This is a genomic window from Pseudomonas sp. PNPG3, from assembly GCF_023093815.1.
GTDB classification, from domain to species: Bacteria; Pseudomonadota; Gammaproteobacteria; order Pseudomonadales; family Pseudomonadaceae; genus Aquipseudomonas; species Aquipseudomonas asiatica.
This window is the reverse complement of sequence record NZ_JALLKV010000001.1, coordinates 293,064-319,224: the sequence shown is the minus strand read 5'-3', so window position 1 is coordinate 319,224 and position 26,161 is coordinate 293,064. Positions and strand designations below refer to the sequence as shown.

Sequence of the window (26,161 nt, the reverse complement as noted above, 5' to 3'; positions counted from 1 at the left end):
TTCCTTGTTATTTGGTTTTATGTCTTCGCCCGGTCGACATGGAGGCGATTGCGGCCGGCCTGCTTGGCGATATAGAGCGCCCGGTCGGCGCGCTCAATCAGTGATGGCGCGCTGTCCAGGGCCGTACCTTCGGAGCAGGCGATGCCGATACTGGCGGTTATGTGTCCGAATGGGCTGCCGTTGTGAGGGATGGCTTGCAAGGCCAGGCGCTCGAGCATCAGCCTGGCGACGACGGCCGCTCCATCGTTGTCGGTATCGGGCAGGATTACCGCCATTTCCTCACCCCCGTAGCGTGCCAGCAGGTCGCGAGGGCGGCGAATGCAGGAAGAGAGCAGGGAGGCTATCTGCTGCAGGCAGGCATCGCCCGCCGGATGCCCGTAGGTGTCGTTGTAGGGTTTGAAATGATCGATGTCGATCATCAGCAAAGCCAGCGTGGTGCCATTGCGATGGGCCGTGCGGATTTCCTGAGTCAGCGCTTCGTCAAAGCAGCGCCGGTTGGCAAGCCCCGTGAGCGCATCGTGCATCGCCAGGCTCTCGAGCTGCTGGTTGCTGTCGAGTAGCCGTTGCTGGGTCAGTCGAAGCTCGCTTTCGACCGCATTTCGCCGGCTCATGGCGCGAATCAACAGCCAGCCAATGGCCCCGGTCAGTGCCAGCAGCACAGCGACCACCAGCGTTGACAGCAGCGCCTCGAGCCGCCAGGCCGAGAGTGCCTCCTGCTTGCCCAGCGCGACCGTTGTCACCAAAGGTAGCTTGTCGCTCTTGCGAAACGCATAGAGGCGCTCCACGCCGTCCAGGCTGGAGGTGAACGATGCAGTGCCTGCTGACTGGTCGACGAGATACTTGGTAAAGATGGGCGACTTCGAAAAGTTGCGCCCCATGTCCTGTTCCCGAAACGGGTAGCGCACCAGCATGGAACCGTCGGTATAGGCCAGCCCGATGGCACCCTCATGGCCGACATCGAGTTTGCCGAATAGCTGCAGGAAGTTCTCCACGCCAAGCGTCATGGCGACAACGCCGGCGAATTCGCCATGGTCATCGTTGAACCGCCGGCTGATGGTGATCACCCATTCCTGGTTGACGCGGCTACGGATTGGCAGGCCGATGAAAGGGTCGCGGGACGGGTCGTCACGATGGTGTATGAAAAAGGCGCGGTCGCTGCTGTTGGCACCGACGGGGGTCGGCTGGTTGGACGACATCAGCCAGCGTCCGTCCCTGGCGTAGATCATGATACCGCTCATTGGCGGCATCAATGGTTGCTGGCGCTTGACCAGTTGATCCAGCCGCTCGATCTGCGCAGGTCCCGAGCCCTCGGTTTCCAGGCGCTCGACCAGCCCGAGCAGCAGCATTGAGCTCTGACGGACAATACCTTCCGAATAGGTGGACAATGCCTGGGTCAGGTTAAGGCCATGGACATTGATGTCTTCCAGGGCACGCTCGCGAGAAGCCATGACCTTCCACAGCGTTAGCGAGGCGAGAGAACAACCGATGACCGATAGCAGTAGCACAACGAGGTGGATGTCACGCTTCACGTCAATTCACACGCCTTTTTCCCTAAAGACCAAGTTGAGCGTCGACACGCTTTAGCTAACCGGACGGTCAGAAAGTAACCAATCGGTTCATGTGCAACAATATAACACCGAAGTTGCTGGAATGTTCGACAGAATCACGCGTTCTGTCAGAACCCGTTTGTTATCTTCCGGCAGGATATGCAGAAGTATGAACATGACGATTGGGCAAGTAGCCCTCAACGTAGCGCACCGTCTTTTCCAAAGTTCGCGTCATGTCGGGATGGGCCAACTGATACTTTCGTTCCAGTTGCTGGCTGTCGTTCATGTCGAACCGCTGCGTCTGGATGAAGTTCAGTGACTCCGCGCTGATCGATAATCGGTTGGCCAGTCCTGGAATCGCCAACAGCCACTTCAGCAACCCTATGGGTACATGGCGGCGGGGGGGCTCTATATCCAGCGTTTGTGCCATTTGCTCAAGCATACCCTGCAGGTTCGGCGTGTACTCATACAGCGCCAGGACCTGCCGGTTGACCATTGATGGGTCGAACGCCACGCACGTCATCATCTTTACCAGGTAATCAACGCTGACCAGCGGCAACCAGTGCCTGGCGGAACCGGGGACAGCCTTGAACCGGCCCAGTGCCAGGTTTCTGATGAGGTCCACCAGAGGTTGACCTTCAGGGATATGCCCACTCTCGCTGTGACCACATACCGTAGCAGGATGAACGATCGAGTAATCTGCGCCTACCTCCTGCATGTAACGGATGACTGCGAAATGGGACTCCAGCTTGCTGCCTTCGTAGCCCCCGACACGGCCATATACTGCAGGCCAATTGGTGTTTTCAGGGTGCGCGTTATCAACCCCGATACTTGCAAGATGGGTAAGGTTCTGCAGCATATAACCGCCAGCCATTAGCAAGCGGATACGCTGGCTCGCCGCAAGCCTGGCGACCCTCAGCGCCCCTTGTACGTTGACTGCGCGGGCCTGTTCCATTGTAAGGCCCCAGGTAAACTGCGCCGCGAGGTGAAAGACCACCGCGGCCGAAGTTACGCATTGCCTGTCTGCTTCGCTGAGTCCAAGCCCATCCCTGCTGATGTCTCCTTCAACTGCGTTTAAATACGCGGGATTACCTCCCAGCTGGCCTACCTGCTCTTTGAGGCGTTCGATGTTTGCAGGGTTGCGCATGAGCACCCAGGTCTTGTGCCCTGTCGCGGTAAGATGGGCCAGCAGATGTTGACCCACAAACCCACTGCCGCCAGTGACGAAGCATTCCACGCTCATATCTGAATCCTTGTCTGGATGATCGGCGCAGGCTAAGGTGTAGAGCCTACTCTACAGTCAAGGAATTTTTATCGTGAATGTCGGAGAGTTGGAGCGCCGGAGTGGGGTGGGCCGCCATACACTGCGTTATTACGAGCAACTCGGGCTTATCGTGGCCCATCGCCAAGCCAACAATTACCGCAGCTACAGCGACCAGACCGTTGTTGACCTGGCCTTTATTCAAAGTGCCCAGAGCGGCGGTTTTTCGCTCGCCGAGATTGGCGACATCCTTGCGGCCAAGCGCGGTAACACGATCGATTGCGCCCAAGGCGCGATGTTGGTAGCCGGCAAGATGGCTGAAATTCAAGCGAAGATCAACACGCTGCAAGCCGCCTATGTCTTTCTGGATGCGGAGCGTGCAAAGCTGGAAGCCAGTGCCATTGCCAACGGTCTGACCATTCCTCGCCCTCTCTCGGTTTAGCATGGCTCGATGCTGTAGCTTGTTTATTCGCAATTATTTCTCATTTACACTTGTGTCTTGTTTTCGAGGCCTACCTCTTATCCAGGATGCATCGTGTCGTTCGATCCCGCCAAACCGTCGCTGCTGTCTACATTGGTCCGTCACTATGACGAGCTGGTGGACCACATTCGCCGACGCTTCGGCGACAGAAGCATGGCGCGCGATGTAGTGCATGACGTGTGTGTGCAGTTGCTTGAGCGCGGTGAGAAAGAAGACGTCAGAACCCCACTGGCCCTGCTACGAAAAATCTCCCACGACACCGCCGTGAGCCGCTATCGTAGCGATCGGCGCCGAGGCGCCTGGGTAGAGGCAATTTCCGAGCTGCCAGAGGTGGCCTGCCCGGCAGCCACCCCGGTGACCAGGTATGACAGCGCGCGCGAGTTTCAACTGCTCGTCAACGCTATCGCTGATCTCCCACCACGCTGCCAGGCTGTTTTCGTCATGCACAAGATTCACGAAATCCCCCAGGCAGAAGTCGCTGCGCGCCTCGGTATTTCCCTCAAGACTGTGGAAAAGCATCTGCGCCTGGGGTTGGCGGCGTGCAGGCAACGGCTTGGGCGCGATGAGGTGCATCCATGACCAAGCAGCCCGAACAGGTGCCATTGGACGAGGCACTGGGGCGACATCGTGAAGAGCTCAAGCAGCTGTTCCCCATGCCGCCGTCCAGGTCAGCGCCCTCCAAAGCGGTGAAGTCGGCCGGTATCACACTAGCGGTTGCGATCGCCTTTGCGGCCCTGGCGTGGCTGAACCCAGCCTACAAGAGCGAGCGTTTCTCTACCGCCATTGGTGAGCGGCGCGCTGTGCTGCTGAGCGATGGAAGCAAGCTGCTGCTCGACAGTGGCACGCATGTCGATATCAGTTGGCGTCTGCTCAGCCGCGAAGTCGACCTGCGCGCAGGGCAGGTGCTTTTCGATGTGTCCTCGGCCGTGTACCGCCCCTTCGTAGTGTCCGCTGGCATCGCGAAAGTCGAGGTGCTCGGTACGCTGTTCAATGTCCGCCGGCTGGATAACGACGCGGTGCGTGTGACCCTGGCCCGTGGGCGCGTGGACGTCACCGCTGCTGCAGCACAGGCGCCTGTCACCCTGACGCCAGGGCAACAGGTCGACTCGATTGGCGGGCAACTGATGCCGGTTGCAAAGGCTGACGCCTCCAAGGCGATGGCATGGAAAGATGATCGCATCGTGTTCGAGCAGACGCCGCTGGATGAAGCGGTGTCGTTGTTGCGCCACTATCGCAAGGCCCCCATCGAGCTGAGCGACCCAAGCCTGGCCGCACTCAAGGTGACGGGGGTGTTCGAAGCGCGCAATGTCGACCTGCTACTGGATCTGCTCCCCAGCATTCTGCCTGTCGCCGTGCTGCAGGTAGGGGACGGCAGTGTCCGGATTCAACGCAAACCGACAAGAAAATAATTCTCAGGCGCAGGTAGGGTTTCTCGATCCCCATGGCGGCTACTGAAAAAGCCCAACCACAAAAAGGAACTCGAGAAGTGCATTTTCCCCTCCGCAGTCGCCAGCTACGCCTGTCATTGCTTGCCAGTAGCCTGCTCATCGCAATGTCGGCCCAGGGCCGGGAAAAGGTGAACGTGGATCTCCCCGCCGCACCGCTGGGCGATGCCATCAACGCACTCGCACAGCAATCTTCGGTACAGATCATCTTCGCCAGCGATCTTGGTGCAGGCCGAAACGCGCCTGCGGTGAAGGGGCGGTTCACACCCGAGGAAGCACTTCAAACACTGCTAAAGGACAGTGGCTTGCAGGTACAGGCCAAGGATGAGCGCACGTTCGTCATTGTCGCGCAGGGTACCCCTGCATCAAGTGCTGGAATCCAGAGCGGACCCGTGGAAATGGCCCAGATGGAAATCACCGCCTCGCGCACCAGCAGCAGCCTGGTTTCCGCGACGCGGCAATCCACCATTCTCGAGCATGAACAACTGCAGGAGCTGCGCCAGGGGTCAGAGAGCCTGGCTACGGTACTGGCCAAGGCGGTTCCCGGCATGTCCGACTCCAGCCGCACCGTCACCGAGTATGGCCGGACCCTGCGCGGGCGCAGCATGCTGGTCATGGTCGACGGGGTGCCGCTCAATACCAACCGCGACTCCTCGCGCAACCTGGCCAACATCGACCCGGCACTGATCGAACGGGTCGAAGTCATTCGTGGCAGCAGCGCCATCTACGGCAGCGGCGCCACGGGGGGCATCATCTCCATTACCACACGGCCCGCGGGTGGTGAAAACCGCGCCGAAACCAGCCTGAGCGCGACGTCGCCGCTGACCCGCCTTGGCAGCGATGGCCTGGGGGGGCAGTTCCAGCAATATTTCGCGGGCTCTCAGGGTGCGGTGGACTACTCGTTCGACTTCGGTACCCGTCATATCGGTGCCTCGTATGATGCGCACGGTGACCGGATCGCCCCGGAGCCAAGCCAAGGCGACCTGTTCGATTCGAACATCTACAACATTGGCGGCAAGCTGGGGCTGCACATTGACGAGAACCAGCGAGTGCAGCTTGCAGTCAGCCACTACGATGCCCGCCAGGACACCGATTACGCTACCGACCCAAGCGTCGCGAAACTCCCTGCTGGCTCTGTGCCGGCCAATACGATCAAGGGCCTGGATCTTGACGAGCAGAACCGCATTCGCAACACGCTGGTGAACCTGGAGTATGAAAATCTCGACATCCTCGGGAGCCGGCTTTCTGCCCAGATGTACTACCGGGACTACTTCACACGCTTCACCCCGTTCGATGCCCGTGCCGTTGCTACCCGCGGCGGCAATGTTGACCAGATCATGCAAAACAGCGAAGTCTTCGGAAGCCGCCTGACCCTGCGCACGCCGATTGGCGACAGCGGCAGTACCGAACTGGTGTGGGGTGGTGACTATAACCAGGAGCGCAGCGACATGCCGCTCGATGTCTTCGACCCGGCGGCTTATGACGCCAGTGGCGGCCTGGTTTTCGACAAGACTGGCAAGCTCACGTACATGCCCCCGCTGAGGACGCGAAGCGCCGGTGCCTTCGCCCAGCTGCAGCATCGCTTCGATGAGCATTGGTCGGTCGACGGCGGCCTGCGCTACGAATACTCCACCGCCGAATTCGATGACTTCGTTCCGTTGTCCGAATCCACGGCTGCCTCCCCGGTGGCGGTGAAGGGTGGCGACATTGATTACGATGCGGTGCTGTCGAACCTGGGCATCGTCTACTCGCCGGTACTTGGCCAGGAAATCTACGCCTCCTTCAGCCAGGGCTTCCAGTTGCCCGACGTGGGCATCCAGCTGCGCAATGCGCGCCGTGGCTTCGACATCGGCGCATCGAACCTGGAGCCGGTCAAGACCAACAACTATGAGCTTGGCTGGCGAGGAGACCTGGGCAGCAACACACTCGGCACCCTGGCGCTGTTCTACACCACCTCCAAACTGGGGGATGTACAAAGTTTCAACAACGGCCTGATTCTGACCCGCACCAAGGAGCGTATCTACGGTGCTGAAGCCAGTGCCGATTGGCTGTCGGACGATGTTGTGTGGGGCGCAGGGGGGAGTGCGACCTGGATGCGCGGACGAGAAAAACCGGACGGTAAAGACTGGCAAGACATGACAGGCTATCGCGTTCCGCCGCTGAAGCTGACCGCCTACGTGCAATACAAGCCGACCCTGGATTGGAGCAACCGCTTGCAAGCCACGTTCTTCGATGCCAAGGACTACAGGCTCGATGGGGTGGACAGCTTTGGTCGACATCAGGTGAGCAGTTATACGACAGTCGACCTGGTCAGCCAGTACCAGATCTCCGCAGACGACAAGGTGAGCGTCGGCATCCAGAACCTGTTCAACCGCGACTACTACCCGCTCTACAGCCAGTTGCTGCGCAATAACAACAACACCAGCCACCTGCCGGCACCCGGCACGGTATTGACTGCCAGTTACACGCACAATTGGTAAGGTAGTGAAAACCCACCGGGCTCGATGTCGGCCCCGGTGGTCATTGTCATGTTTCACACCAATAGCTGGCCTGTAGGGTAGGGAGTCTACGATGGAACGGTCTTGCACCACTTATTATCTGGAAATGGTCTCGGCATCCGAGCTGAAGGAAAAACCACAGCTTCACGAACTCCAGATCATTGAATGTGAAGTGCCTCAGGCGGAATTCAATCAGTTTCTGTACAAGCTGGTAGGCACACCTTGGGAGTGGGGCGATCTTGACACCTGGGGGATTTCTGACTGGCAGGCACTCGTCGAACAGGATTGCCACCGTACCTGGGTTGCCTATTACCGTGGTGCGATAGCCGGCTATTACGAGCTCTATCGCCCCGATGGCAGTAACGCAGAGATACGCTACTTCGGGCTGGCACCTCAATTCCTGGGGTGTGGCTTCGGCGGAGCGCTCCTGAGTCACGCTGTTCGAGCAGCGTGGGAGTGGAGCGGTACAGAGCGGGTGTGGGTACATACCTGCACCTTCGACCATCCTGCCGCGCTTCTAAATTATCAGGCGCGAGGGTTCCATATTTTCAAGCAGGAGCAGGTGGTGGAGGCAAGCCAATAAGCCCTTTGTCCTGGAGCCGCATTCGTTTTTGACAGATTTCGGATGTGGCTGACTATTTTCATTTTTCGATATAAAATTCCATTTTTTCATTATTTATAGCAATAAATTTTCGCCGGTTGCCGAATTGATGCTGAATAACGCAATCGAGGTAAGCCAGGTTCTGTGTAAATTGGATCCAATACTTTGGCTTGTCCATCACGGGCAAGTACAAGGTGTTACACAGGCCCAGGAGAAAGCCGCCATGATGCTCAAGGATCCATCAATCAAATATCGCCACTTCGCCACAGTCGACCTGCCAGACCGCCAGTGGCCCAATCAGGTCCAGAAGGTCGCTCCCACCTGGTGCAGCGTCGACATGCGAGACGGTAATCAGGCACTGATCGAGCCGATGAACGCCGAACGCAAGCGTCGATTCTTCGACCTTTTGGTGAAGGTCGGTTTCAAGCAGATCGAGGTTGGCTTCCCGGCAGCATCGCAAACCGATTTCGACTATGTGCGTGAATTGATCGAGAGCGGTCGGATCCCCGAAGATGTGACTATCCAGGTCATGACACAGGCCCGTACACACTTGATCGAGCGTACCTTCGAAGCGCTCAAGGGGGCGCCACGGGCCATCGTTCATGTGTACAACGCAACGGCTCCCGTATTTCGTGATGTGGTGTTCGGCGTGGATCGCGCAGGTTGCATCGGCATCGCCACGCAGGCTACCCGGGAGATCAAGGCGCTGATGCAGGCCAATCCGCAGACGCAGTGGACTTACCAGTATTCACCAGAAACCTTCTGCTTCACCGAGCTCGATTTTGGCCTGGAAATTTGCGAAGCGGTGATCGACGTATTCGAACCGTCTCCCACCAACAAGATGATCCTGAACCTGCCTACCACCGTGGAAGTTTCGACCGCCAACGTGTTCGCCGACCAGATCGAATGGTTCTGCCGCCACGTACGCAAGCGCGATAGCGTGATCATCAGTATCCACCCGCACAATGACCGTGGCACAGGTGTGTCTACCGCCGAGCAGGCCTGCCTGGCAGGCGCCGAGCGGGTCGAGGGCACCTTGTTCGGCAATGGTGAGCGCACCGGTAATGTCGATATCCTGACCTTGGCCATGAACCTCTACACCAGTGGCATCAGCCCGGAACTGGATTTCTCTGACATCATCCATGTCCAGCGTGAGGTCGAGTTCTGCAACCAGTTGCCGACCCATCCACGCCATCCCTATGCGGGAGAGCTGGTGTTCACGGCATTTTCCGGCTCTCACCAGGACGCAATCAAGAAGGGCTTCGCCCAACGGCGGAAAAACCCCGACGGTTTCTGGGAGGTGCCGTACCTGCCGATCGACCCGGCCGACATGGGGCGCAGCTACGAGGCAGTCATCCGGGTCAACAGCCAGTCGGGCAAGGGTGGTGTGGCCTATCTCCTGGAGCAGCAGGGTATCGTCCTGCCGCGCCGGTTACAGATGGAGTTCAGCGGCCTGGTGCAGCAGGTCGCCGATAGTGAAGGGAGGGAGATCACCAGCGAAATGATCTTGTCGTGCTTCACCAGAAACTACCTGGAGCAGGGTAATCCCTACGCCTTGCTGCACCCCATGGTCACCACTGACGAAGCCTGCACTTACCTTGACGCTCAACTGCTGGTCGAGGGTGAACGCCTGGCGTTCGCTGGCAAGGGTAATGGCCCAGCGGCCGCACTGGTCCATGCGTTCGCCCAGCAGGGGCTGGTCTTCGATATTGCCGATTACCACGAGCACGCCGTGCGTGATGGTGCTGAGGCCGAAGCCATTGCCTACGTCGAAATACGTGTCAAGAACCAGTTGCTGTTTGGCGTGGGCAGGGACGGCAGCACACTCCAGGCATCACTCAAGGCTGTGGTGAGTGCTGTCTGCCGGGCCACGCGCCTGGGGCTGCTCGATACAGTGAAAAGCACGGTCGCCACGGCTTGAGGGATACTGGCTGGCGCTGCTCGGCGGTGTGGTGACCAATGCTGCTGCGGCCACGGCGAAAAAGGTGAAATGCCAGCTTTGTAACCCTGAACCGCTATTGACCTCGAGTTAACTCAAGGTTTTAGAGTGGCGGCACACTCGCTGCTTGCGCAAACGAACTCGCAAGCACCAGAAATGGACACTCCGACTTCACTGCTGGTTTTCCAGATTATCGGCTTCATCGCCTTGGGCCTGTCGAAGGCTATGACCGATCCAGTGAGGCCTGGAGCAGATCAGGGAAAGAGGAACAGCATGTGAAGACGATGATCGTAGGCGCCAGCAGAGGGCTGGGGCGGGCTTTGCTCGAAGGCCTCGGCAAGCCCGGGGACACGCTGATTGGCGTATCACGCAAACAGCCGAAAGATCTGGCCCTTGCGCCGGGCATCGACCTGTACTGGATCGATGCCGACCTTTCCAAGCCAGTGGCGGCTGTAGCACGGATCGCGGACCGAACACCTGCCGATCTGGACGTACTGATATACAACGTCGGCATCTGGGAAGAGCATGCCTTCAGCGAGCACTATGCATTCTCCGAAGACAGCGACGAATCGATCACCCGGCTGGTCGAGGTGAACGTCACCGCCACGCTGCTCCTTCTCAAACGCCTGATACCCAGATTGCTCGGTGCTCCCCGGCCGCAGTTGATCCTCACCGGCTCGACTTCGGCTCTTCGCCAGAGCGGGCGCCCGGAGGTAGCGTTCGGTGCCTCCAAGTTCGCCCTCAACGGCATGGCTGATGCGCTACGCGAAGGCTTCAGGGATGACAACCTGGCGGTGACCGTGCTTCAGCTGGGTTACCTGAATACCGATGACGCCCTGTCCACGCCATTGATGCAGGCTGCTGCGCGAGGTGAGCGGCGTTGGGTACCGGTACATGATGTGGTCACCATGGTCGATGCGTTGTTGCGCCTGTCAGGGGCTTCATTCGTACGGGAGTTGATCTTGCCCGCGATCGGGGATGAGCGCTTCTGACTCGCCCTGAGTCCGGATAGCAGCTGACGCGTACCAGGGCGCGACAGAATCGACATGCACGTGTTTCTGCTTCCTTGGCAGAAACGGTGTATCAAAGGTACCGCTGAACGGTCAGTGGTTGCCAAACTGCGCACGATACCTCATGGGCGCCAACCCCACGGTCTTGCGAAATGCTGCCCGGAAACTTTCCGCCGAGGCGAACCCGCAGCGTTCGGCGATTTGCTCATTGCTCAATGGGCTGCTTTCCAGCAACTCACGCGCCACGTTCATGCGCACCTGAAGCAGCCAGGTTTTCGGCGTGATGCCTGTCGCTTCGATGAAGCGTCGCAGGAAGGTACGTTCGCTCATCAGTGCCTTCGCTGCCAGCTGCTTGACCGTAAGCGGCCTGCCCACATGCAAGGTCGCCCACTCCAGCACCGCGGCAAGATCATCGCGAGGCTTCTGGGCAACGGGAGCGGGGAAGAACTGTGTTTGCCCTCCGGAACGCTGGGGTGCCATAACCAGGCGACGGGCAACGGTGTTGGCAACCTGGGTACCAAAGTCTCGACTCACCAGGTGCAGGCAGGCATCTATACCGGCAGCGCTGCCTGCCGAGGTAATCAGCTGGCCGCAGTCTACGTAAAGCACGCCAGGGTCAACTTCAATGAGTGGATAGCGTGCCGCGAGTTCGTCCGTATAGCGCCAATGGGTGGTGGCACGCTTGCCGTCCAGAAGGCCCGCAGCCGCGAGCACGAACACCCCCGAACAGATGGAAAGCAGCCGCGCCCCGCGTTGATACGCGGCGCGCAAGGCGTCCAGCAGCACCTGCGGCGGGCGCTCATCGCGGCTACGCCAGCCCGGAATGATAATGGTATGGGCATCAACGAGCGACTCCAAGCCGAACTCGGCAACGACCCGCATGCCACCTGCCGCGTGCATTGGTGCGGGATCGACGGCGACGATGCGATGCGTGTACCAGGCGAATTCGAACTCCGGGCGTGGCAGCCCGAAGATCTCCACGGCAATGCCGAACTCGAAGGTGCACAGCCCGTCATAGGCCAGCACGGCGACCAAACCAGGGTTCGTGAGCATTGGCGGAAAACTACCGGTGACTGTCGAGTGCGCCACTGTAGCGATACAGGCGGGCTTCCTACAATGGGCGCACTTTCAACCGAGGAGTGAAATCCATGCCAAGCCTGGTCAGCGAATATCCTGCCGCAAGCCCATCCGATGCCCTGCTTCATTTCAGCCGCCATCTGGCGTTCGAGACGGATTGTTCGGATGTTGAACGTAGCCAGCGGTCGGGTGATGTCGACTATGTGCTGGTAGATGTAAGGAGCAGCGAGGCGTTTGCGCAGGGCCATGTGCCGGGCGCGATCAATATTCCTGGCCGCACCATCAGCGCAGAACGCATGGCTGACTATGCGCGCCAGACGCTTTTCGTTGTTTATTGCGCGGGGCCGCATTGCAATGGCGTACATCGGGCGGCGGTTCGCTTGGCTGAGCTGGGTTTCCCGGTGAAAGAAATGATTGGCGGGGTTACCGGCTGGCTTGACGAGGGTTTTTCGTTGGTGGGGGTGGACGTCGCTGCACAGGGTAACGGCGTTTCCTGTGCATGTTGAGTCGAGAGGGCACAGTTCGAGCGGCATCACGCGATGACGTACCCGGCCTGATCGAGCAAATGCCGCTTTGAGTCAAAGATGGAAGGGGGAGGCGGCGGGGCTTCGGATGAGCCCCGCGTTGTCTTCAAGATGCTGAAGGTCGGTTGGCCGGCTGCGCATGGATGGCCAGTTCTTGAGTGATGAAGGCCGAAATCATCGCCCGGTAGACCTGCTCCACGACCTCGGCCGAGGCACCAGTTTCGTCAGCCATTTCACGAACCTTCCTTATCACTTGCTCGACCCGAGCTGGCGCACGCACATCATCGGTGGTTTTTTTGAAGACCGCTGCTTGCGTCACAAGACGGCCCCGTTTTGCGAGAAGCGAAACGAGATTGCGGTCGATTTCATCGATATCTGGATGTTGGGGCCGCGCTTGCAAAACTGAATCTCGCAGCAAATTCTGCCTGGGGCTTCTGGCATGAACCCAGGATCAGGGCACCCATATCGTCATTGTGAGCGACGTACAGAACCCCAAGAGGCAGAGTATCCCGATACCATAGTAAACCGTGCGCCATGGCTGGATACCCCTCAAGTAAACCACGGTATGCAGGACCCTGGCGACGGTGAACAGAATGCTCAACACTGCCGTGACGGTTGCAGGTGCATTCGTGGCAATGGCCAACCCACCGAGCGCGAAAAAAGTCGGGATGTTCTCCAGGTCGTTTGCCCAGGCCCTGCTCGCCCGATTCACTTGTGCAAGCTCTGCTTCACGGGCAACCCGATTGAAAACAGCGGCGTCTTCTGCGTTGGTGAATGCCCTGTGCCGCAGTCGGAACCAACCTTGGTAACAGGAGACCGCAAACATCTTGAGGAACAGCACAACCACGCACAGCGCGTAGACGTTCAAGGCATCGTTCACACCTGGCGCCCCCGATCAAGGCCATTGACCGCCAGATAGAGCAGCGGCCCGACGGACACGAAAACCGCCGTGAGCAGCAAGTAGGGAAGCATTGCGATGAGCGACCTGCCCCGAGAGTGGTTGTCCTTCACCATCCAGACGCAGGCCAGCGCCGCCATCAAGTACAAGTCGATGACCACCTGGGCTGTGTCCGGTCGCGAAACAAGCTCGCGCCCAAAGGCCAGTAGCGATTGTTCGGCAATCAACATCGTCCAGCCACTGTAAATCGAAAAGAGCACCAACGATGCCAGCGCACAAATACGAAGAGCCATGATCATGTCCCTGATAGGTTTTCCTGGCACATTAGGGGTAGGATGGTCGACGCTCAATGACCTCTGAGGTCATTGAGCCGGAGCGCAAGGACGGGCTAGAGACGAAGCATGAGTTACCAACTGTTCCATCAAAAATCCCCCGCGCCGGCCACCTCCGCGGGCCAGCACTTGCGCCACCTGCGTCGGCAGGCGGGGCTCAGCCAGCTTGACCTGGCACTGATGGCCGGGGTTTCGCAGCGCCACCTCAGCTGTGTGGAAACCGGGCGTGCCAAAGTCAGCCCCGACACCTTGCATGCCTTACTGATGACCCTTGGGGCGCCACTGGATTACTGCAACGAAGTGTTTCTTGCCGCTGGCTACGCGCCGCGCTACGCCGCGACGCCACTCGATGCGCCCGCTATGGGTGTGGTACACACGGCCATCGAACATATCCTGCATGCAAACAATCCGGCGCCGGTCATCGTCATGGACAGCAACTGGGATATCACTGCCGCCAATGTGAGCACAGGTCTGCTGTTGGCGCTGGCGGGTGTGGCGCAGGACCTATCCTCAGGCGTCAACCTGCTGGAAACACTGTTATGCCCCGGCGGCCTGGGTGATCGCCTGGCCAATGCCCAGGAGGTCCGTGCTGCCGCGTGGCAACGCGCGGCCAGGGAGTCAGTCAGCAACCCTACGCTCGCAGAGCGCCTGAGCAGCCTCCCTCCGCCGGGCATGGCCTTGCACGCAGAGACTGCCAGCCCCGTGCTGCTGACACGAGTGCGCATCGCAGATGGCGAGTTGAGCTTTCTATCTACCTTCACGACCTTCGGGCTACCCCTGGACATCACTGTAGAGTCACTGCGAATCGAGCATTTGATACCTGCCGATCTATCGACCAGACAAAGGATGATGCAAGCTTTCGATGCTTGGAATGCGGAATACGGCGAATAGCGCATAGCAGCTATCGACCCGAAGCTGCCGGTCTGTAACGTTACCTCTCGCGCATGGTCTGTTAGCAGAGGCGTTGTTGCATATCTCTAAGTCGGATGTTCTGGTATAGAAATACCCCTACCCAAGTCACGGACGACGACCATGCAGATACGCAAGATGACTCAGGAAGACCTGCCAAGCGCCAACGCCCTGTGCTTGGAGGCGTTCATGCTAGCGGTTGCGCCATCGCTGTCGGCCCAGGGCGTGGAAACCTTCGCAAAAGTGGTTGCTCAGAAGGCGTTTGCCGAACGAATGGTAAGTGACAACCTGATGCTGGTTTGTGTCGCGGAGGGAACCCTGGTCGGGCTGATCGAGCTGAAGGAAGGGCGCCATGTGGCGATGCTGTTCGTTGCGCCGGCCTGGCAGCGCCACGGCGTTGGGAGGCGCTTGATGAATGCGGCTCTGGAGCAGGCCAGGACCAATGTAGTAACAGTTAGAGCGTCGCTATCTTCAGTGGCCGCTTATGAACGTTACGGTTTTGCGTTGGCAGGGGAAGTGGGCGAGCTTGCCGGGCTGATCTACCAACCGATGGAGAAGCGGTTGACCATTTGAAGCGCCGTCTACGACCCAGGCTGCTGTTCTTAATGACTTCAAATGGTCGTTAGGGGCCTTGCGCCAAGGGCCGTAATGGGTCGTTAGTCGCCGTTTGTGGACCAACGGCGGGTCAGCCCAGATCCATGGAGCGATGAGGCGAGCGAAGGTTTCGCCGTGAGTGCTAACCGGCCCCTGTTTGAAACAAGCCCCGCACCACCTCCCTGATCCAGCGATTCCCGCTGTCTTGCTGGTACCGTGCGTGCCAGTGCTGCTTGACCGTGAAACCTTCCACTGCAAACGGGCAATCGTGCACGTGCAAACCATGCATGTCGGCGAGTGTCTGGCCGATGTGCCGTGGCAACGTAGCCACCAGGTCGGTCGACCCGACAATCATCCCCAACCCCAGAAACGCCGGCAGCTCCAGCATGATCCTGCGTTCGATGCCGGCCCGCGCCAGGCCAGCCTCCAGTAACTTCTGCCCGGTCCCGGCACTGATTTGTACATGCCCCTCGGCCTGGTAACCCGCCACGCTCATGCCGTTGCTCAAACGCGGGTGTAGCGGGTTGCTCAGGCAGACCCAGTCCTGCTCGAACAACACTTGCTGATACATCCCCGCACCCAGCCAGGGCACGAAGCCGATGGCCAGGTCCGCCTCGCCCGACTCCAGCGCGCTCTCGGTATTGCCATCGATGCGTGCAGCTTCCAGGCGAATACCCGGCGCGTGGGTGCGCAGGTGGTTGAGGATGCTGGGCAGCAGGGTGATATGGCTGGCATCACTGACGCACAGGCGAAAGCGCCGCTGCGCCGTGGCCGGAACGAACTGCGGCTCCCAGGTAGTCAGGCGCCGCAGCGATTCCAGCACCTCGCGGCATGGCCCGATCAGCTGGTCTGCCCGCGGGGTTGGCGCCATGCCGCCTGGCGTACGCACGAACAGTGGGTCGTTCAACTCTTCACGCAAGCGCCCCAACCAGATGCTCACGGTAGGTTGGCTCTGGCCGAGCTGTTCAGCACTGCGAGTGACACTGCGGCATTGGTACAGCACATCGAACAGTTGCAGCAGCTTGGGGTCGGGCAAAGCGTCGAGCGCACTCATTATTGCGAAATCCAATAAGTGTATTGAGTCCATTGTATAGCCGAAATAAGGCTCGCTGCATAAGGTAGTCGCAAACCACAGGAGGTCAGCGATTTGAAAATCTGCATTCTGGGCGCCGGCGCCCTGGGTTGTGCCATCGGTGCGGCCTTGAGCGAAGCGGGGCACGAAACCTGGCTGTTGAACCGTGGCCATGCACATGTCGAGGCGATGAACCTGCACGGGCTGCGGGTGCAGGACGAACGCGGCGAGCGGCAGGTCCGGGTGAAGGCAGCCTGCGACGCGGCAACCGTGGGCGTGGCCGACCTGGTGGTGGTGCTGGTCAAGTCATTCCACACCGGCGAGGCGATTGCCGGGGCCAAGGCGCTGATCGGGCCGCAGACGCTGGTGCTGTCACTGCAGAACGGTCTTGGCCATGAAGACATCCTGGCCGAGGCCGTGGGCCGTGAGCGGGTGCTGGCTGGCAAGACCTACGTCGGTGGCGTGCTGCTGGCGCCGGGTTCGATCCGCGCCGGTGTTGCGGGCAAGCAGACTTTCATCGGCGAGCTCGACGGCCAGAGGACGCTGCGTGTGCAGGCCATCGCCGAGGTCTTCAATGGTGCCGGGCTCGCCACCACGGTCAGTGACAACATTCTCGGCACCATGTGGGACAAGCTGCTGGTCAACGTCGCGACAGGCGCGCTCAGCGGCATCACCAGGCTCGGTTATGGCCAGTTGTACAGCGAGCCGCTGCTGGAAAGCACCGCCAAGGCAGCGGTGGCTGAAGCCATTGCCGTCGCTGAACGAGCAGGCATCCGCCTGAGCCTCACCAGCCCGGATTCTGCATGGCGGCTGGCCGCCGAAGGCCTGCCGGCAAGCTTCCGTACCTCGATGTTGCAGAGCCTGGAAAAGGGTTCGGTCACCGAGATCGATTTCATCAATGGCTCCGTCGTGCGCTGGGGCCAGCGCCATGGCGTGGCCACGCCGGTCAACGCGACCCTGGTGGCCTGCATCAAGGGCATCGAACGCGCCATGGCCGATCAGCAGAAGGGGAGTAATCCATGAGCCAGCCGAAAGCCTACCTTGAACACGTTGCGTTCTGGGTGCGCGACATCCAGTGGCACATCCGCTTTTTCAGCGAGGTGTGTGGCATGACCATGCGTGAAATACAGGGTGACGTCGAGCAGCCTGCACAGTACTGGACCCTTGGTGGCCTGCAGTTCATCCACCAACCGGACTTTGCCGGCCCGGAAGGGCGCATGGCGCACCTGGGCATCATGTGCGAGGACCTCGAAGCTACCCTGGCCGCCGCACAGCGTTTCGGCGTGAGCGAAATGCCCCAGGGCCGCAACTGGCTGCGCCTGCCTGACGGCCTTGCGGTCGAGTTCATTCAGGCATCGCCGGCGAAATGCGTTGCCCAGGCACTGGCCATCGACCCACGTGCAGAGGTGGTGGCATGAGCGTAGTGGAAAGATACTGGGACGATGCCCGCGAAGGCGATGAATGCATCAGCCCCACCTACACGGTGACCCGCGAACGTATCCTGGCCTACGCAGACCTCACCGGCGACCACACCCCCGTGCATGTCGACGAGGCCTACGCCAACGCCAGTCATTTCGGTTGCCTGGTTGCCCACGGCCTGTTCGGCCTGTCGATCGCCGACGGCCTGAAGACCCAGTGCGAATACCGCTTTGTGCCGGGCATGTCGCTGGGCTGGACCTGGGACTTCGTGCTGCCAATCAAGGTCGACGATGTGCTGCACGTGCGCATGCGCGTGGGGGCGATGCGCCCGAGCAACAGCCGACCGGGCTGGGGCATCGTGGTCTTGCCGTCGGAGCTGATCAACCAGCACGGCGAAGTCGTGCAGCGTGGCGAGCACCGGCTGATGGTGCCCCGGAGGGTGCAGGCATGAGCCAGGCATTGCCATTGGCAGGTATCCGCGTCATCGACTACAGCCACTTCCTCGCCGGGCCCTATGTGGGCCGCTGCCTGGCAGCACTCGGCGCCGAGGTGATCAAGGTCGAACGGCCGGGCAGCGGCGATGCCGGGCGCCAGCATGCATTTACCCTGGATGAGCAGCAGAGCGGTTACTTCCTGCAGCTGAACATGGGCAAGCAGGGCGTCAGCGTGAACATGAAGGACCCGCGTGGCAAAGCGTTCATGCAACGCCTGACCGACTCGGCCGATGTGTTCATCGAAAACTATCGCCCCGGCGCCCTGGACAAACTGGGCCTGGGCTATGCCGAGCTGTCGGCGCGCAACCCGCGTCTGGTGTACTGCTCCATCTCCGCCTATGGCCATACCGGGCCGGATGCCCACCGCGCCGGTTTCGGGCTGATCGCCGAGGCCAAGAGCGGGATCATGCAGATGGTCGGCGTGCCGGGCGAAGCGCCGCCGTTGCTGCGCATTTCCCTTGGCGACATGTACACCGGCATTCATGCCGTGGCGGCGATCAATGCGGCATTGCTGGGCCGGGTGAACAGTGGTCGCGGCCAGCACATCGACATGGCCCTGTACGACACGCTGGTGTCGATGCATGAATATGCGGTGCAGTGCTACACCTTGTCCGACGGCACCGTCCTGCCCGAGCAGGCCGGCCATGACATGCCCACCTCCACCCTGTACGGCGTGTTTCGCGCGGCCGATGGCGACCTGGTAATCGCCGCCCAGGTCGACGATGCCTGGCAGCGCTTTGCCGCGATGCTGGAAGCCAACGGTGGCCCGGCCGGGTTCGGCAGCGACAGCCGCTACCACAGCCTCAATGGCCGCAACGCCCATCGCCAGGCGATTCTGGCCGTGGTTCGCGACTGGGTCGGCGCGCGCCAGGTGGCGGATATCCTGCAGTTGCTCGATGACATCGATATCCCCAGCGCCAAGGTGCAGCGCATCGACGAGGTGGTGGCCGACCCGCAGATTAAGGCGCGCAACATGGTCATCGAGCAGCAGCACCCGCGCTACGGTACCTTGCGCCTGCCCAACCTGCCGTTCCGCTTTTCCGACTGTGACACCACGATCCACCAGGTGGCCCCGGACCTCGGTCAGCACAATGCCGAAGTGGCCGCCGGCCTAGGTTTCACCCCTGAAGAAATCACCGCCATGCAGGCAGACGGTGTGCTGTTCACCCACGGAGATGCACGATGAGCGACCGCTATGCAGTGATCGGCCGGCCGATCAACCACACCAAGTCCCCGTTGATTCATGGCCTGTTCGCCCAGGTTGCCGGCCAGTGCCTGGAGTATGGCGCGCTGGAGGGCGAGCTCGAGGGCTTCGAGGCTCAGGTACTGCAGTTTCGCAGTGATGGCGGGTTGGGCATGAACATCACCGCGCCGTTCAAGCTGCGAGCCTTCGAGCTGGCCGACCAGCGCAGCGAGCGCGCCCAGTTGGCGCGGGCGGCCAATGCGTTGAAGTTCGAGGATGGCCGTATCTTTGCCGAAAACTTCGACGGCATCGGCTTGCTGCGGGATATCGAGGAAAACCTCGGTGAGCCGCTGGCCAATCGACGGGTACTGTTGCTAGGCGCCGGTGGCGCGGTACGCGGTGCATTGCTGCCGTTCCTGCAGGCGGGGCCGAGCGAGCTGGTGCTTGCCAACCGTGACATGGCCAAGGCGCTCGCCCTGCGCAACGAACTGGATCATCCAAGGCTGCGCATCAGCCGTTATGAGGAGTTGGAGGGACAGTCCTTCGACATCGTGGTCAACGCCACCTCTGCCAGCCTCACCGGCGAGCTGCCGCCACTGCCTGAAGGCGTGCTGGGCGCGACGCAGCTGGCTTACGAGCTGGCGTATGGCAAAGGCCTTACACCGTTCCTGCGCATGGCCCAGGCGCAGGGGGTGGTGCACCTGGCCGACGGTGTCGGCATGTTGGTCGAGCAGGCGGCGGAGGCTTTCGCCTGGTGGCGCGGGGTACGGCCAGAAACCCGCGCCGTCATCGATCGCCTGACTATTCCGCTGGAGTAGGGCCAAGGCCACTGTGGGAACGGGCATGCCCGCTTCCACAGTGGCCCTGCCTATCAGTACGGCGGCGCTGGCAGTTCGGCCAACAGTCTTTTGAGCCCGTCGCTCCACTGCCTGCGTATCTGCTCGTAGTACACATCGTCGCTGGCGATACGCTGGCGTTTCGGTGTTTCCAGGCTGTCCTTCTGATACACCAGCAGGTCCAACGGCATGCCCACCGACAGGTTGCTGCGAATGGTCGAGTCGAAAGAGATCAGGCCGCAGCGCAACGCTTCATCGAGTGGCATATGGTAGCCGAGGTTGCGGTCGAGAATCGGCCGCCCGTACTTGCTTTCGCCCAGTTGCAGGAACGGGGTGTCCGGCGTGGCCTGGAAGAAATTGCCCTGCGCATAGACGTTGTATATGCCCATGGGGCCGCCGGCAATCTGGCCGCCGACGATGAACGAACTGCTCAGGTCGATTCCGGCCGACAGCTTGCTGCGATCACGGCTGACCACCTCGCGCAAGGTGTCGGCGACCAGTACCGTTGCATCGTAGAGCGTCGCAACGTTCAACAGGTGGGGGCCGGGGCCCTTCGTACGTTGCTGGAGCAGGTTCACCACCGATTGCGAGGTCGCCAGGTTGCCAGCGGTCTGCAGGACGATCAGGCGCTCCCCCGGCACGCCGAACACGAACAGCTTGGCAAAGCTGGCGATCTGGTCGATGCCCGCATTGGTGCGTGAGTCGCTGATGAAGACAAGCCCGTCCGCCAGGTGCATGGCGACACAATAGGTCATGCTGTTTCCCTTGTTTTTTTCATGAACGGATGCCGCACCTGTCATTGGCGGTGCACGTGTACGCTGGCCTGCATCGATTCGGCGCCGCCCCCGCGGCGCACGCCCCTGACCGGGCAGGCATCGAGGTAGTCCAGGCCCACTGCCAGCTTCAGGTGGCGTTCTGGCCGGGTCAGGCGGTTGGTGATGTCGAAGCTGTACCAGGCGTCATCGACCCAGGCTTCCGCCCAGGCATGGCTGGCCAGGTGCTGCTCGTCTTCGGTACATAGGTAACCGGACACATAGCGTGCCGGAATACCCAGGCTGCGCGCGCAGGCGAGAAACGCATGGGTATGGTCCTGGCACACCCCGGCAGCGCCGCTGAACGCTTCGATGGCAGTGGTGCCCACCGATGTGGCACCGGGGCTGTATGGCATGTGCTCGGCCAGGCCTTGCATCAGCCCGATCAGCGCTGCCCGGTCACGGTGCTTGCCACAATGTCGGCTGGCGAAGGCCTTGAGTGTGTCATCGGCCTGGGTCAGGTGGCTGCCGCGCAGGAAGGGCAGGGGTGAATGTTCGCCGGCCTCTTGCTCGCGATCCGGGTCGATTTCTACCTGGCCGCTGGCGGTCAGTGCCAGGTGGCCATGGGGTTTGTCCAGGGTCAATACATGCAGGATGTTGCCATACGGGTCGATCTGGCCGTTGACCTTGCAGGGCAGGTCGAGTTGCCATTCAGTGATGCGCTGGCGCTCGCTGCTGCGTGGCGTCAGGCGCAGGAACTGGATGCTGTTGCACACATCGCTTGCATAGCTGTAGGTTGTGTCGTGGCGAATGGACAGTTTCATACGACCTCCAGATAGGAGTGGTGGACCGCCTGGCCCAGTTGATTGATGCGCCCGATGAAGTCGCTCAACCACGGGTGCAACCCTGCTTCGAGTATTTCGTCGATCGCGGTGTAGCGCAGGCGAGCGTTGAGTTCGGCGGCCATGCGCTGGGCGGCGCGCCCGGTGCTGCCCGGCAGGCTGGCAAGGATCTGGTCCAGCTCCTCGATGCAGGCATGCAGCGAGCGGGGCACATCGACCCGCAGCAATAGCAACTCGGACACCGGTCGTGCACTGGGTGCGGCGCGATACAGTTCGTTGAAGGCTTCGTAGGAGGTCAGCGCGCGCAGCAAGGCGCTCCATTGGTAATAGCCGCGGGCAGAATCATCGCTGACTTCCTCGGAGGCCTCCCCGAACATTTCATAGCGTGCATCGAGCAGGCGCAGGGTGTTGTCAGCCCGCTCCAGGAAGGTCCCCAGGCGGATGAAGCTGTAAGCGTCGTTGCGCATGATGGTGCCTGAAGTAGCACCGCGGAACAGGTGCGAGCGTTCCTTGACCCAGTCGCAGAACTGGCTGATGCCATAACGGCCGAGGCCATTGCTGGCAATGTTGCGCATCTCGATCCAGGTAGCGTTGATGTTCTCCCACATGTCGGCAGTGATGCGGCCACGCACTGCGTGGGCATTGGTCCTGGCCGCCTGCAGGCAGCAATAGATGCTGCCGGGGTTGGTCGCATCCAGGGCGAAGAAGTGCAGCATGCGCTCGGTGTCCAGCTCGGTGTGCCGGCGGCGGTAGTCGTCCAGCGTTCCGGATGCCAGCAGTGACATGGCCAGCTCGGCATGGCCGTCGCTGCGGCCAGCCTGGGGCATCAGCGACAGCGAATAACTGACCTCGAGCATGCGCGCAAGGTTTTCTGCACGCTCCAGGTAGCGCGACATCCAGTAAAGGTCGGAAGCAGTTCTCGAAAGCATGGTTCAGTCCTCCACCACCCAGGTGTCCTTGGTACCGCCGCCTTGCGACGAGTTGACCACCAGCGAACCTTCCTGAAGGGCCACGCGGGTAAGGCCGCCTGGCACCAGTCGGGTTTCACTGCCGGACAGCACGAACGGGCGCAAGTCGATGTGGCGCGGTGCGATGCCGCTGTCGACGAAGGTCGGGCATGTGGAAAGGCACAGGGTAGGTTGAGCGATGTAGGCGTGCGGGCGGGCCTTGATGCGGGCGCGGAAGTCCTCGATCTGTGCGCTGGTCGCCGCAGGCCCGACCAACATGCCGTAGCCACCGGAGCCCTGGGTTTCCTTGACCACCAGCTCGGGCAGGTGGGCCAGGACATGGGAAAGCTCTGCAGGCCTGCGGCACTGCCAGGTAGGAACGTTGTTCAAGACCGGCTCTTCGCTCAGATAGAAGCGGATCATGTCGTCGACATAGGGGTAGATCGACTTGTCGTCTGCCACCCCGGTGCCTACCGCATTGGCCAGCACCACGTTGCCAGCGCGGTACACCGAAATCAGCCCCGGCACGCCCAGCATCGAGTCAGGGTTGAACGACAGCGGGTCGAGGTAGTCGTCGTCCAGGCGGCGATAGATCACATCCACCTGTTTTGGACCAGCGGTAGTACGCATGTAGACGTGCTCGTCACGGATGAACAGGTCCGCACCCTCGACCAGTTCGATGCCCATTTCCCGGGCCAGGAAGGCGTGCTCGAAATAGGCACTGTTGAAGCGGCCAGGGGTGAGCAACACGGCAGTGGGGTTGTCCAGTGGGCTGGCGCTCTTGAGCGTGTCCAGCAGCAGGTTGGGGTAGTGGTCGATGGGCGCGATACGCTGTGCGGCGAACAGCTCGGGGAACAGCCGCATCATCATCTTGCGGTCTTCGAGCATGTAGCTGACCCCGCTGGGGGTGCGCAGGTTGTCCTCCAGCACGAAGTAGCTGCCATCCCCGTCACGGACCAGGTCGACGCCAGCGATATGGGCATAGAGCCCGCGGTGCAGGCCCAGGCCCTGCATGGCGATCTGGTAGCCTTCGTTGGCCAGCACTTGTTCCGGCGGGATGATGCCGGCCTTGAGGATGCGCTGGTCGTGGTAGATGTCCTGCAGGAACAGGTTCAACGCCTGAACCCGCTGGATACAGCCGCGCTCGACCATGCGCCATTCGCTGGCGCGAATGCTGCGCGGGATGATGTCAAAGGGGATCAGGCGCTCGGTATCCTCTTTGTCACCGTACAAGGTGAAGGTGATACCGGCGCGGTGAAACAGCAGGTCAGCTTCGCGTCGGCGTTGCTCCAGCAACTCCAGCGGGGTGTTTGCCAACCAGCGGGCGAACTCCTGGTAATGCGGGCGGCAACTTCCGTTCGTATCATACATTTCATTGAAAAATGCCCGGGACATACCCACTCCTTGCCACCGTTGCCGGCAGCTTCATTGCGGTTCATCTACGTGTTTCAGGGTGCGGCCTTGCGGGTCGGTGGGTGTTTTGTCTGCGGTGAGCCTCGAATCCGATCAATTGCTGTGCGTTGTGCACGCAAGAGGCCATTGCAATGAAGGTGCCGAAAGCCGGGCACAGCTCTGGAGTGGCAACAGGCTGGCGGTAACACCTTGAAACTCTTGGGTTTTATTGCTGAATTCGATGACTGCGCCGCATGCAGCCGTGCGGGAACGTCGGGAGGGGGGGCAGGCGCGCCTCAAAAAAGTGCCGGTGTCAAGTCTTTCGTGCCAATCACGCAAGGCTTGAAACCGTATATGGGACAGTAGGTTAGCTCTTTTCTAGGCCACTTTGCAGAAGTTTGGCCGCGTGGGCTAGGAGCCACATAAGAGCGTCGGGAGAGAAAGCCGCATCGCACTGTGTCGTGCTGGATTGCCGAGGAACGGCGGGCCTGTCGCAGCATCATAGCCCAAGCGGCTCTTGGCGGCATCCAGAATGAAGAACGCGCAGCCTGGGGCTGCGCGTTCGATGGCTGCCGCTGGCATGCGACGCCATCATGTCGGCTTCGATGGCGCGCTCCGGGTTGCCGTGCCTTTCCTGAACCCCCGATCCCCCGCCATGAACGCCTCCAGCATGTGCGGGATCAACTTCTCTGCATCGACTGCTTCGCCGTATGCCTGCGCGTGCAGCGAGGCGTAGCGGTCGAGGTCGGCTTTCAGGCTGGCCGGGCAGGCAAAGGTCAGCTTGACGCTCTCGGTCTTGGGCAGCGGCCCGAGCCGCAGCTTCTTGGTCGCGCTCATTGCGAAGCTCCCCGATTGAAGAACAGCGGCTGGTAGGGCCGCAGCACCAGATCCCGGTTGACGATGATCCGTACCGGCAGGCCCGGCCGCTCAGTCAATGTCGGCTGGATGTTCATGTTGCGTCGGGTGATTTCTTGGCCGACCTGATTGATGCTGTCTTGGGCGCTGTCGCGCCCGGCGATGACGATGCGGTTGCCATCCTGGCGGTTCTCCGGCGCGGCCAGCTCGGCGCCCACGCCCAGCAGAGTCGTCAGCACCGCACCGGCGACGATGCGCTTCCAGTGCCAGTCCACGTCGTCTTCCAGGCCGGCGTAGCCGGCCGGGTCGGTGCCCACGAGGTTGTCGAGCGTCAGCGAGGACGTGTCGGGCAGGATGACCCGGTTCCACACCACCTGCACGCGGCTTTGCCCATAGCTGACCTGGCTGTTGTATTTGCCCAGGATGCGCGAGCCCTGCGGGATCAGCAGGAACTTGCCCGTGGCCGTGTCAAAGACCGGCTCCGTCACCGTGGCGATCACGTCGCCCGGCAAGTCCGACTTGATGCCCGTCACCAGCGCACCCGCGATCACGGTTCCGGCCATCACCTGATACGGTGACGCCGGCAGCGCCAGGTTGCCGGAGTTGCGGGTTTCCGTAGAGCCGCCTTTCAGGAACGCCTCTTTCTGGTCTTGCCGGTTCTGCACGGCGGTCGGGTCGGCAGGCTGCGCCGCCACCGACGCCGGCCCGGCGGCGAGCGGGTCGAAGGCCGCGAGCGTGTTTGCAACGCCGGGCGTCCCCGGCGTTGCCTGCGCCACCGTGGCGGCGACTTGGCCCTGGCCCCCCGAACGGAAGAACACCGACGAAGCCGCCGCGGCTTCCGCCTCCTTGCGCAAGGCGTCGTTGGGATCGTGGCCGGGGGCCGCGTAAGCGGCCACGGCCGGTTGCTGCGAGTTCACGATGGCCGGGCCAAGATCGCCCGGCAGCGGCGGCCCCAGCTCGGGCAACTTCGGCGGCAGCTTCGAGTAGTCGGCCGGCAGGCCATCCAGCCCTTCGGACTTCGAGACGCGATCGACGTTGTAAAGCTCGGTCTGCTCGCTGGCTCCGCGCCGCTGCGGCTGCAATGACCAGATCGTGGCCCCGAGCACGGCGACCGACAGCCCGCCGACAAGGATGGCCAGCATGCGCCGGTTCAGGCGCGTGACCGGGCGCGGCTGGGCGCGCAGCGTCACCGCCTCGGGCGCGACCTTGCCCGCCTGCGGCGTGGCGAGGTCGGGGGTGTCATCCTGGCTCAT

28 protein-coding genes are annotated in these 26,161 nt (G+C 61.2%); 15 read left to right on the top strand and 13 right to left on the bottom strand.

Annotated features, from left to right (window positions below; all coding sequences use genetic code 11):
* Nucleotides 1-17 precede the first annotated feature (17 nt).
* Both MJ643_RS01505 and MJ643_RS01500 read right to left on the bottom strand, forming a co-directional pair.
* On the bottom strand, nt 18-1,529 hold the full coding sequence (locus tag MJ643_RS01505; protein ID WP_023660555.1) for a sensor domain-containing diguanylate cyclase: 1,512 nt from the start codon (nt 1,527-1,529) through the stop codon (nt 18-20).
* Between the two features lie 160 nt (nt 1,530-1,689).
* On the bottom strand, nt 1,690-2,790 hold the full coding sequence (locus tag MJ643_RS01500; RefSeq protein ID WP_023660556.1) for an SDR family oxidoreductase: 1,101 nt from the start codon (nt 2,788-2,790) through the stop codon (nt 1,690-1,692).
* Nucleotides 2,791-2,863: 73 nt separating this feature from the next.
* On the opposite strand from MJ643_RS01500, the gene MJ643_RS01495 reads away from it, so the two are divergent.
* The 7 genes from MJ643_RS01495 to MJ643_RS01465 all read left to right on the top strand — a co-directional run bounded on the left by MJ643_RS01495 (nt 2,864) and on the right by MJ643_RS01465 (nt 10,764).
* On the top strand, nt 2,864-3,250 hold the full coding sequence (locus tag MJ643_RS01495) for a MerR family transcriptional regulator (protein WP_023660557.1): 387 nt from the start codon (nt 2,864-2,866) through the stop codon (nt 3,248-3,250).
* A 93-nt stretch (nt 3,251-3,343) separates the two neighbouring features.
* Nucleotides 3,344-3,868 carry an RNA polymerase sigma factor gene (locus tag MJ643_RS01490; protein ID WP_013972239.1) on the top strand — a complete coding sequence of 175 codons (525 nt, stop codon included), beginning with the start codon at nt 3,344-3,346 and terminating at the stop codon, nt 3,866-3,868.
* Nucleotides 3,865-4,698, top strand: coding sequence for a FecR domain-containing protein (locus MJ643_RS01485; protein ID WP_013972240.1), 834 nt, complete (start codon nt 3,865-3,867; stop codon nt 4,696-4,698). The genes MJ643_RS01490 and MJ643_RS01485 overlap by 4 nt, the downstream gene beginning before the upstream one ends.
* A 77-nt stretch (nt 4,699-4,775) precedes the next feature.
* Nucleotides 4,776-7,214 carry a TonB-dependent receptor gene (locus MJ643_RS01480; RefSeq protein ID WP_247726587.1) on the top strand — a complete coding sequence of 813 codons (2,439 nt, stop codon included), beginning with the start codon at nt 4,776-4,778 and terminating at the stop codon, nt 7,212-7,214.
* A gap of 91 nt (nt 7,215-7,305) precedes the next feature.
* The gene (locus tag MJ643_RS01475) at nt 7,306-7,815 is read left to right on the top strand and encodes a GNAT family N-acetyltransferase (protein ID WP_024086851.1); all 510 of its coding nucleotides are present in this window, start codon (nt 7,306-7,308) and stop codon (nt 7,813-7,815) included.
* Between the two features lie 241 nt (nt 7,816-8,056).
* A complete protein-coding gene (gene leuA / locus MJ643_RS01470; RefSeq protein ID WP_038409391.1) occupies nt 8,057-9,754 on the top strand; it encodes a 2-isopropylmalate synthase in 1,698 nt (565 codons plus the stop codon).
* A 293-nt stretch (nt 9,755-10,047) separates the two neighbouring features.
* Nucleotides 10,048-10,764 carry an SDR family oxidoreductase gene (locus MJ643_RS01465; RefSeq protein ID WP_023660562.1) on the top strand — a complete coding sequence of 239 codons (717 nt, stop codon included), beginning with the start codon at nt 10,048-10,050 and terminating at the stop codon, nt 10,762-10,764.
* A 111-nt stretch (nt 10,765-10,875) separates the two neighbouring features.
* Here the strand turns inward: MJ643_RS01465 and ftrA are convergent, their stop codons facing one another.
* Nucleotides 10,876-11,835 (bottom strand): transcriptional regulator FtrA, encoded by a 960-nt coding sequence (gene ftrA, locus MJ643_RS01460; RefSeq protein WP_038409393.1) that lies wholly within the window; start codon nt 11,833-11,835, stop codon nt 10,876-10,878.
* Between the two features lie 95 nt (nt 11,836-11,930).
* On the opposite strand from ftrA, the gene MJ643_RS01455 reads away from it, so the two are divergent.
* On the top strand, nt 11,931-12,365 hold the full coding sequence (locus tag MJ643_RS01455) for a rhodanese-like domain-containing protein (protein ID WP_038409395.1): 435 nt from the start codon (nt 11,931-11,933) through the stop codon (nt 12,363-12,365).
* 124 nt (nt 12,366-12,489) lie between these two features.
* On the opposite strand, the gene MJ643_RS01450 is transcribed toward MJ643_RS01455, so the two are convergent.
* Genes MJ643_RS01450 through MJ643_RS01440 form a run of 3 tightly spaced genes read right to left on the bottom strand, consistent with a single transcriptional unit; the run spans nt 12,490 to nt 13,574 of the window.
* Entirely contained in the window at nt 12,490-12,798 is a 309-nt protein-coding gene (locus MJ643_RS01450) for a chorismate mutase (protein WP_047932587.1), read from the bottom strand.
* A gap of 36 nt (nt 12,799-12,834) precedes the next feature.
* Nucleotides 12,835-13,263, bottom strand: coding sequence for an MAPEG family protein (locus MJ643_RS01445; protein ID WP_047932495.1), 429 nt, complete (start codon nt 13,261-13,263; stop codon nt 12,835-12,837).
* Complete coding sequence (locus tag MJ643_RS01440; RefSeq protein WP_024086856.1) at nt 13,260-13,574, bottom strand: DUF2834 domain-containing protein; 315 nt, start codon at nt 13,572-13,574, stop codon at nt 13,260-13,262. The genes MJ643_RS01445 and MJ643_RS01440 overlap by 4 nt, the downstream gene beginning before the upstream one ends.
* Before the next feature lie 108 nt (nt 13,575-13,682).
* Between MJ643_RS01440 and MJ643_RS01435 the strand changes: the two genes are divergently transcribed.
* Complete coding sequence (locus tag MJ643_RS01435; protein WP_038409400.1) at nt 13,683-14,504, top strand: helix-turn-helix domain-containing protein; 822 nt, start codon at nt 13,683-13,685, stop codon at nt 14,502-14,504.
* A 141-nt stretch (nt 14,505-14,645) separates the two neighbouring features.
* Nucleotides 14,646-15,095, top strand: a complete 450-nt coding sequence (locus tag MJ643_RS01430) for a GNAT family N-acetyltransferase (protein WP_024086858.1) — start codon at nt 14,646-14,648, stop codon at nt 15,093-15,095.
* A 163-nt stretch (nt 15,096-15,258) separates the two neighbouring features.
* On the opposite strand, the gene MJ643_RS01425 is transcribed toward MJ643_RS01430, so the two are convergent.
* Nucleotides 15,259-16,170: a LysR family transcriptional regulator gene (locus MJ643_RS01425; RefSeq protein ID WP_015270098.1), complete on the bottom strand. Its 912-nt coding sequence runs from the start codon at nt 16,168-16,170 to the stop codon at nt 15,259-15,261.
* A gap of 93 nt (nt 16,171-16,263) precedes the next feature.
* Between MJ643_RS01425 and MJ643_RS01420 the strand changes: the two genes are divergently transcribed.
* The 5 genes from MJ643_RS01420 to aroE are packed head-to-tail and all read left to right on the top strand — an operon-like array spanning nt 16,264 to nt 20,102.
* Nucleotides 16,264-17,211, top strand: a complete 948-nt coding sequence (locus MJ643_RS01420) for a ketopantoate reductase family protein (RefSeq protein WP_023660573.1) — start codon at nt 16,264-16,266, stop codon at nt 17,209-17,211.
* Entirely contained in the window at nt 17,208-17,606 is a 399-nt protein-coding gene (locus MJ643_RS01415; RefSeq protein ID WP_015270100.1) for a VOC family protein, read from the top strand. Before MJ643_RS01420 ends, MJ643_RS01415 begins: the two co-directional genes overlap by 4 nt.
* On the top strand, nt 17,603-18,058 hold the full coding sequence (locus MJ643_RS01410; protein ID WP_003256790.1) for a MaoC family dehydratase: 456 nt from the start codon (nt 17,603-17,605) through the stop codon (nt 18,056-18,058). The genes MJ643_RS01415 and MJ643_RS01410 overlap by 4 nt, the downstream gene beginning before the upstream one ends.
* The gene (locus MJ643_RS01405; protein ID WP_024086859.1) at nt 18,055-19,287 is read left to right on the top strand and encodes a CoA transferase; all 1,233 of its coding nucleotides are present in this window, start codon (nt 18,055-18,057) and stop codon (nt 19,285-19,287) included. The genes MJ643_RS01410 and MJ643_RS01405 overlap by 4 nt, the downstream gene beginning before the upstream one ends.
* Nucleotides 19,284-20,102: a shikimate dehydrogenase gene (aroE, locus tag MJ643_RS01400; RefSeq protein ID WP_024086860.1), complete on the top strand. Its 819-nt coding sequence runs from the start codon at nt 19,284-19,286 to the stop codon at nt 20,100-20,102. Before MJ643_RS01405 ends, aroE begins: the two co-directional genes overlap by 4 nt.
* A 53-nt stretch (nt 20,103-20,155) precedes the next feature.
* Here the strand turns inward: aroE and MJ643_RS01395 are convergent, their stop codons facing one another.
* The 6 genes from MJ643_RS01395 to MJ643_RS01370 form a co-directional block, all read right to left on the bottom strand.
* Entirely contained in the window at nt 20,156-20,875 is a 720-nt protein-coding gene (locus tag MJ643_RS01395) for a proteasome-type protease (RefSeq protein WP_015270103.1), read from the bottom strand.
* Between the two features lie 41 nt (nt 20,876-20,916).
* Nucleotides 20,917-21,696, bottom strand: a complete 780-nt coding sequence (locus tag MJ643_RS01390; RefSeq protein WP_023660575.1) for a transglutaminase family protein — start codon at nt 21,694-21,696, stop codon at nt 20,917-20,919.
* On the bottom strand, nt 21,693-22,643 hold the full coding sequence (locus MJ643_RS01385) for an alpha-E domain-containing protein (RefSeq protein ID WP_015270105.1): 951 nt from the start codon (nt 22,641-22,643) through the stop codon (nt 21,693-21,695). Before MJ643_RS01385 ends, MJ643_RS01390 begins: the two co-directional genes overlap by 4 nt.
* Nucleotides 22,644-22,646: 3 nt before the next feature.
* Nucleotides 22,647-24,056 carry a circularly permuted type 2 ATP-grasp protein gene (locus tag MJ643_RS01380; RefSeq protein WP_015270106.1) on the bottom strand — a complete coding sequence of 470 codons (1,410 nt, stop codon included), beginning with the start codon at nt 24,054-24,056 and terminating at the stop codon, nt 22,647-22,649.
* A 588-nt stretch (nt 24,057-24,644) separates the two neighbouring features.
* Nucleotides 24,645-24,890, bottom strand: coding sequence for a DUF2274 domain-containing protein (locus tag MJ643_RS01375; protein WP_146537828.1), 246 nt, complete (start codon nt 24,888-24,890; stop codon nt 24,645-24,647).
* Nucleotides 24,887-26,161, bottom strand: coding sequence for a TrbI/VirB10 family protein (locus MJ643_RS01370; protein ID WP_247726586.1), 1,275 nt, complete (start codon nt 26,159-26,161; stop codon nt 24,887-24,889). Before MJ643_RS01370 ends, MJ643_RS01375 begins: the two co-directional genes overlap by 4 nt.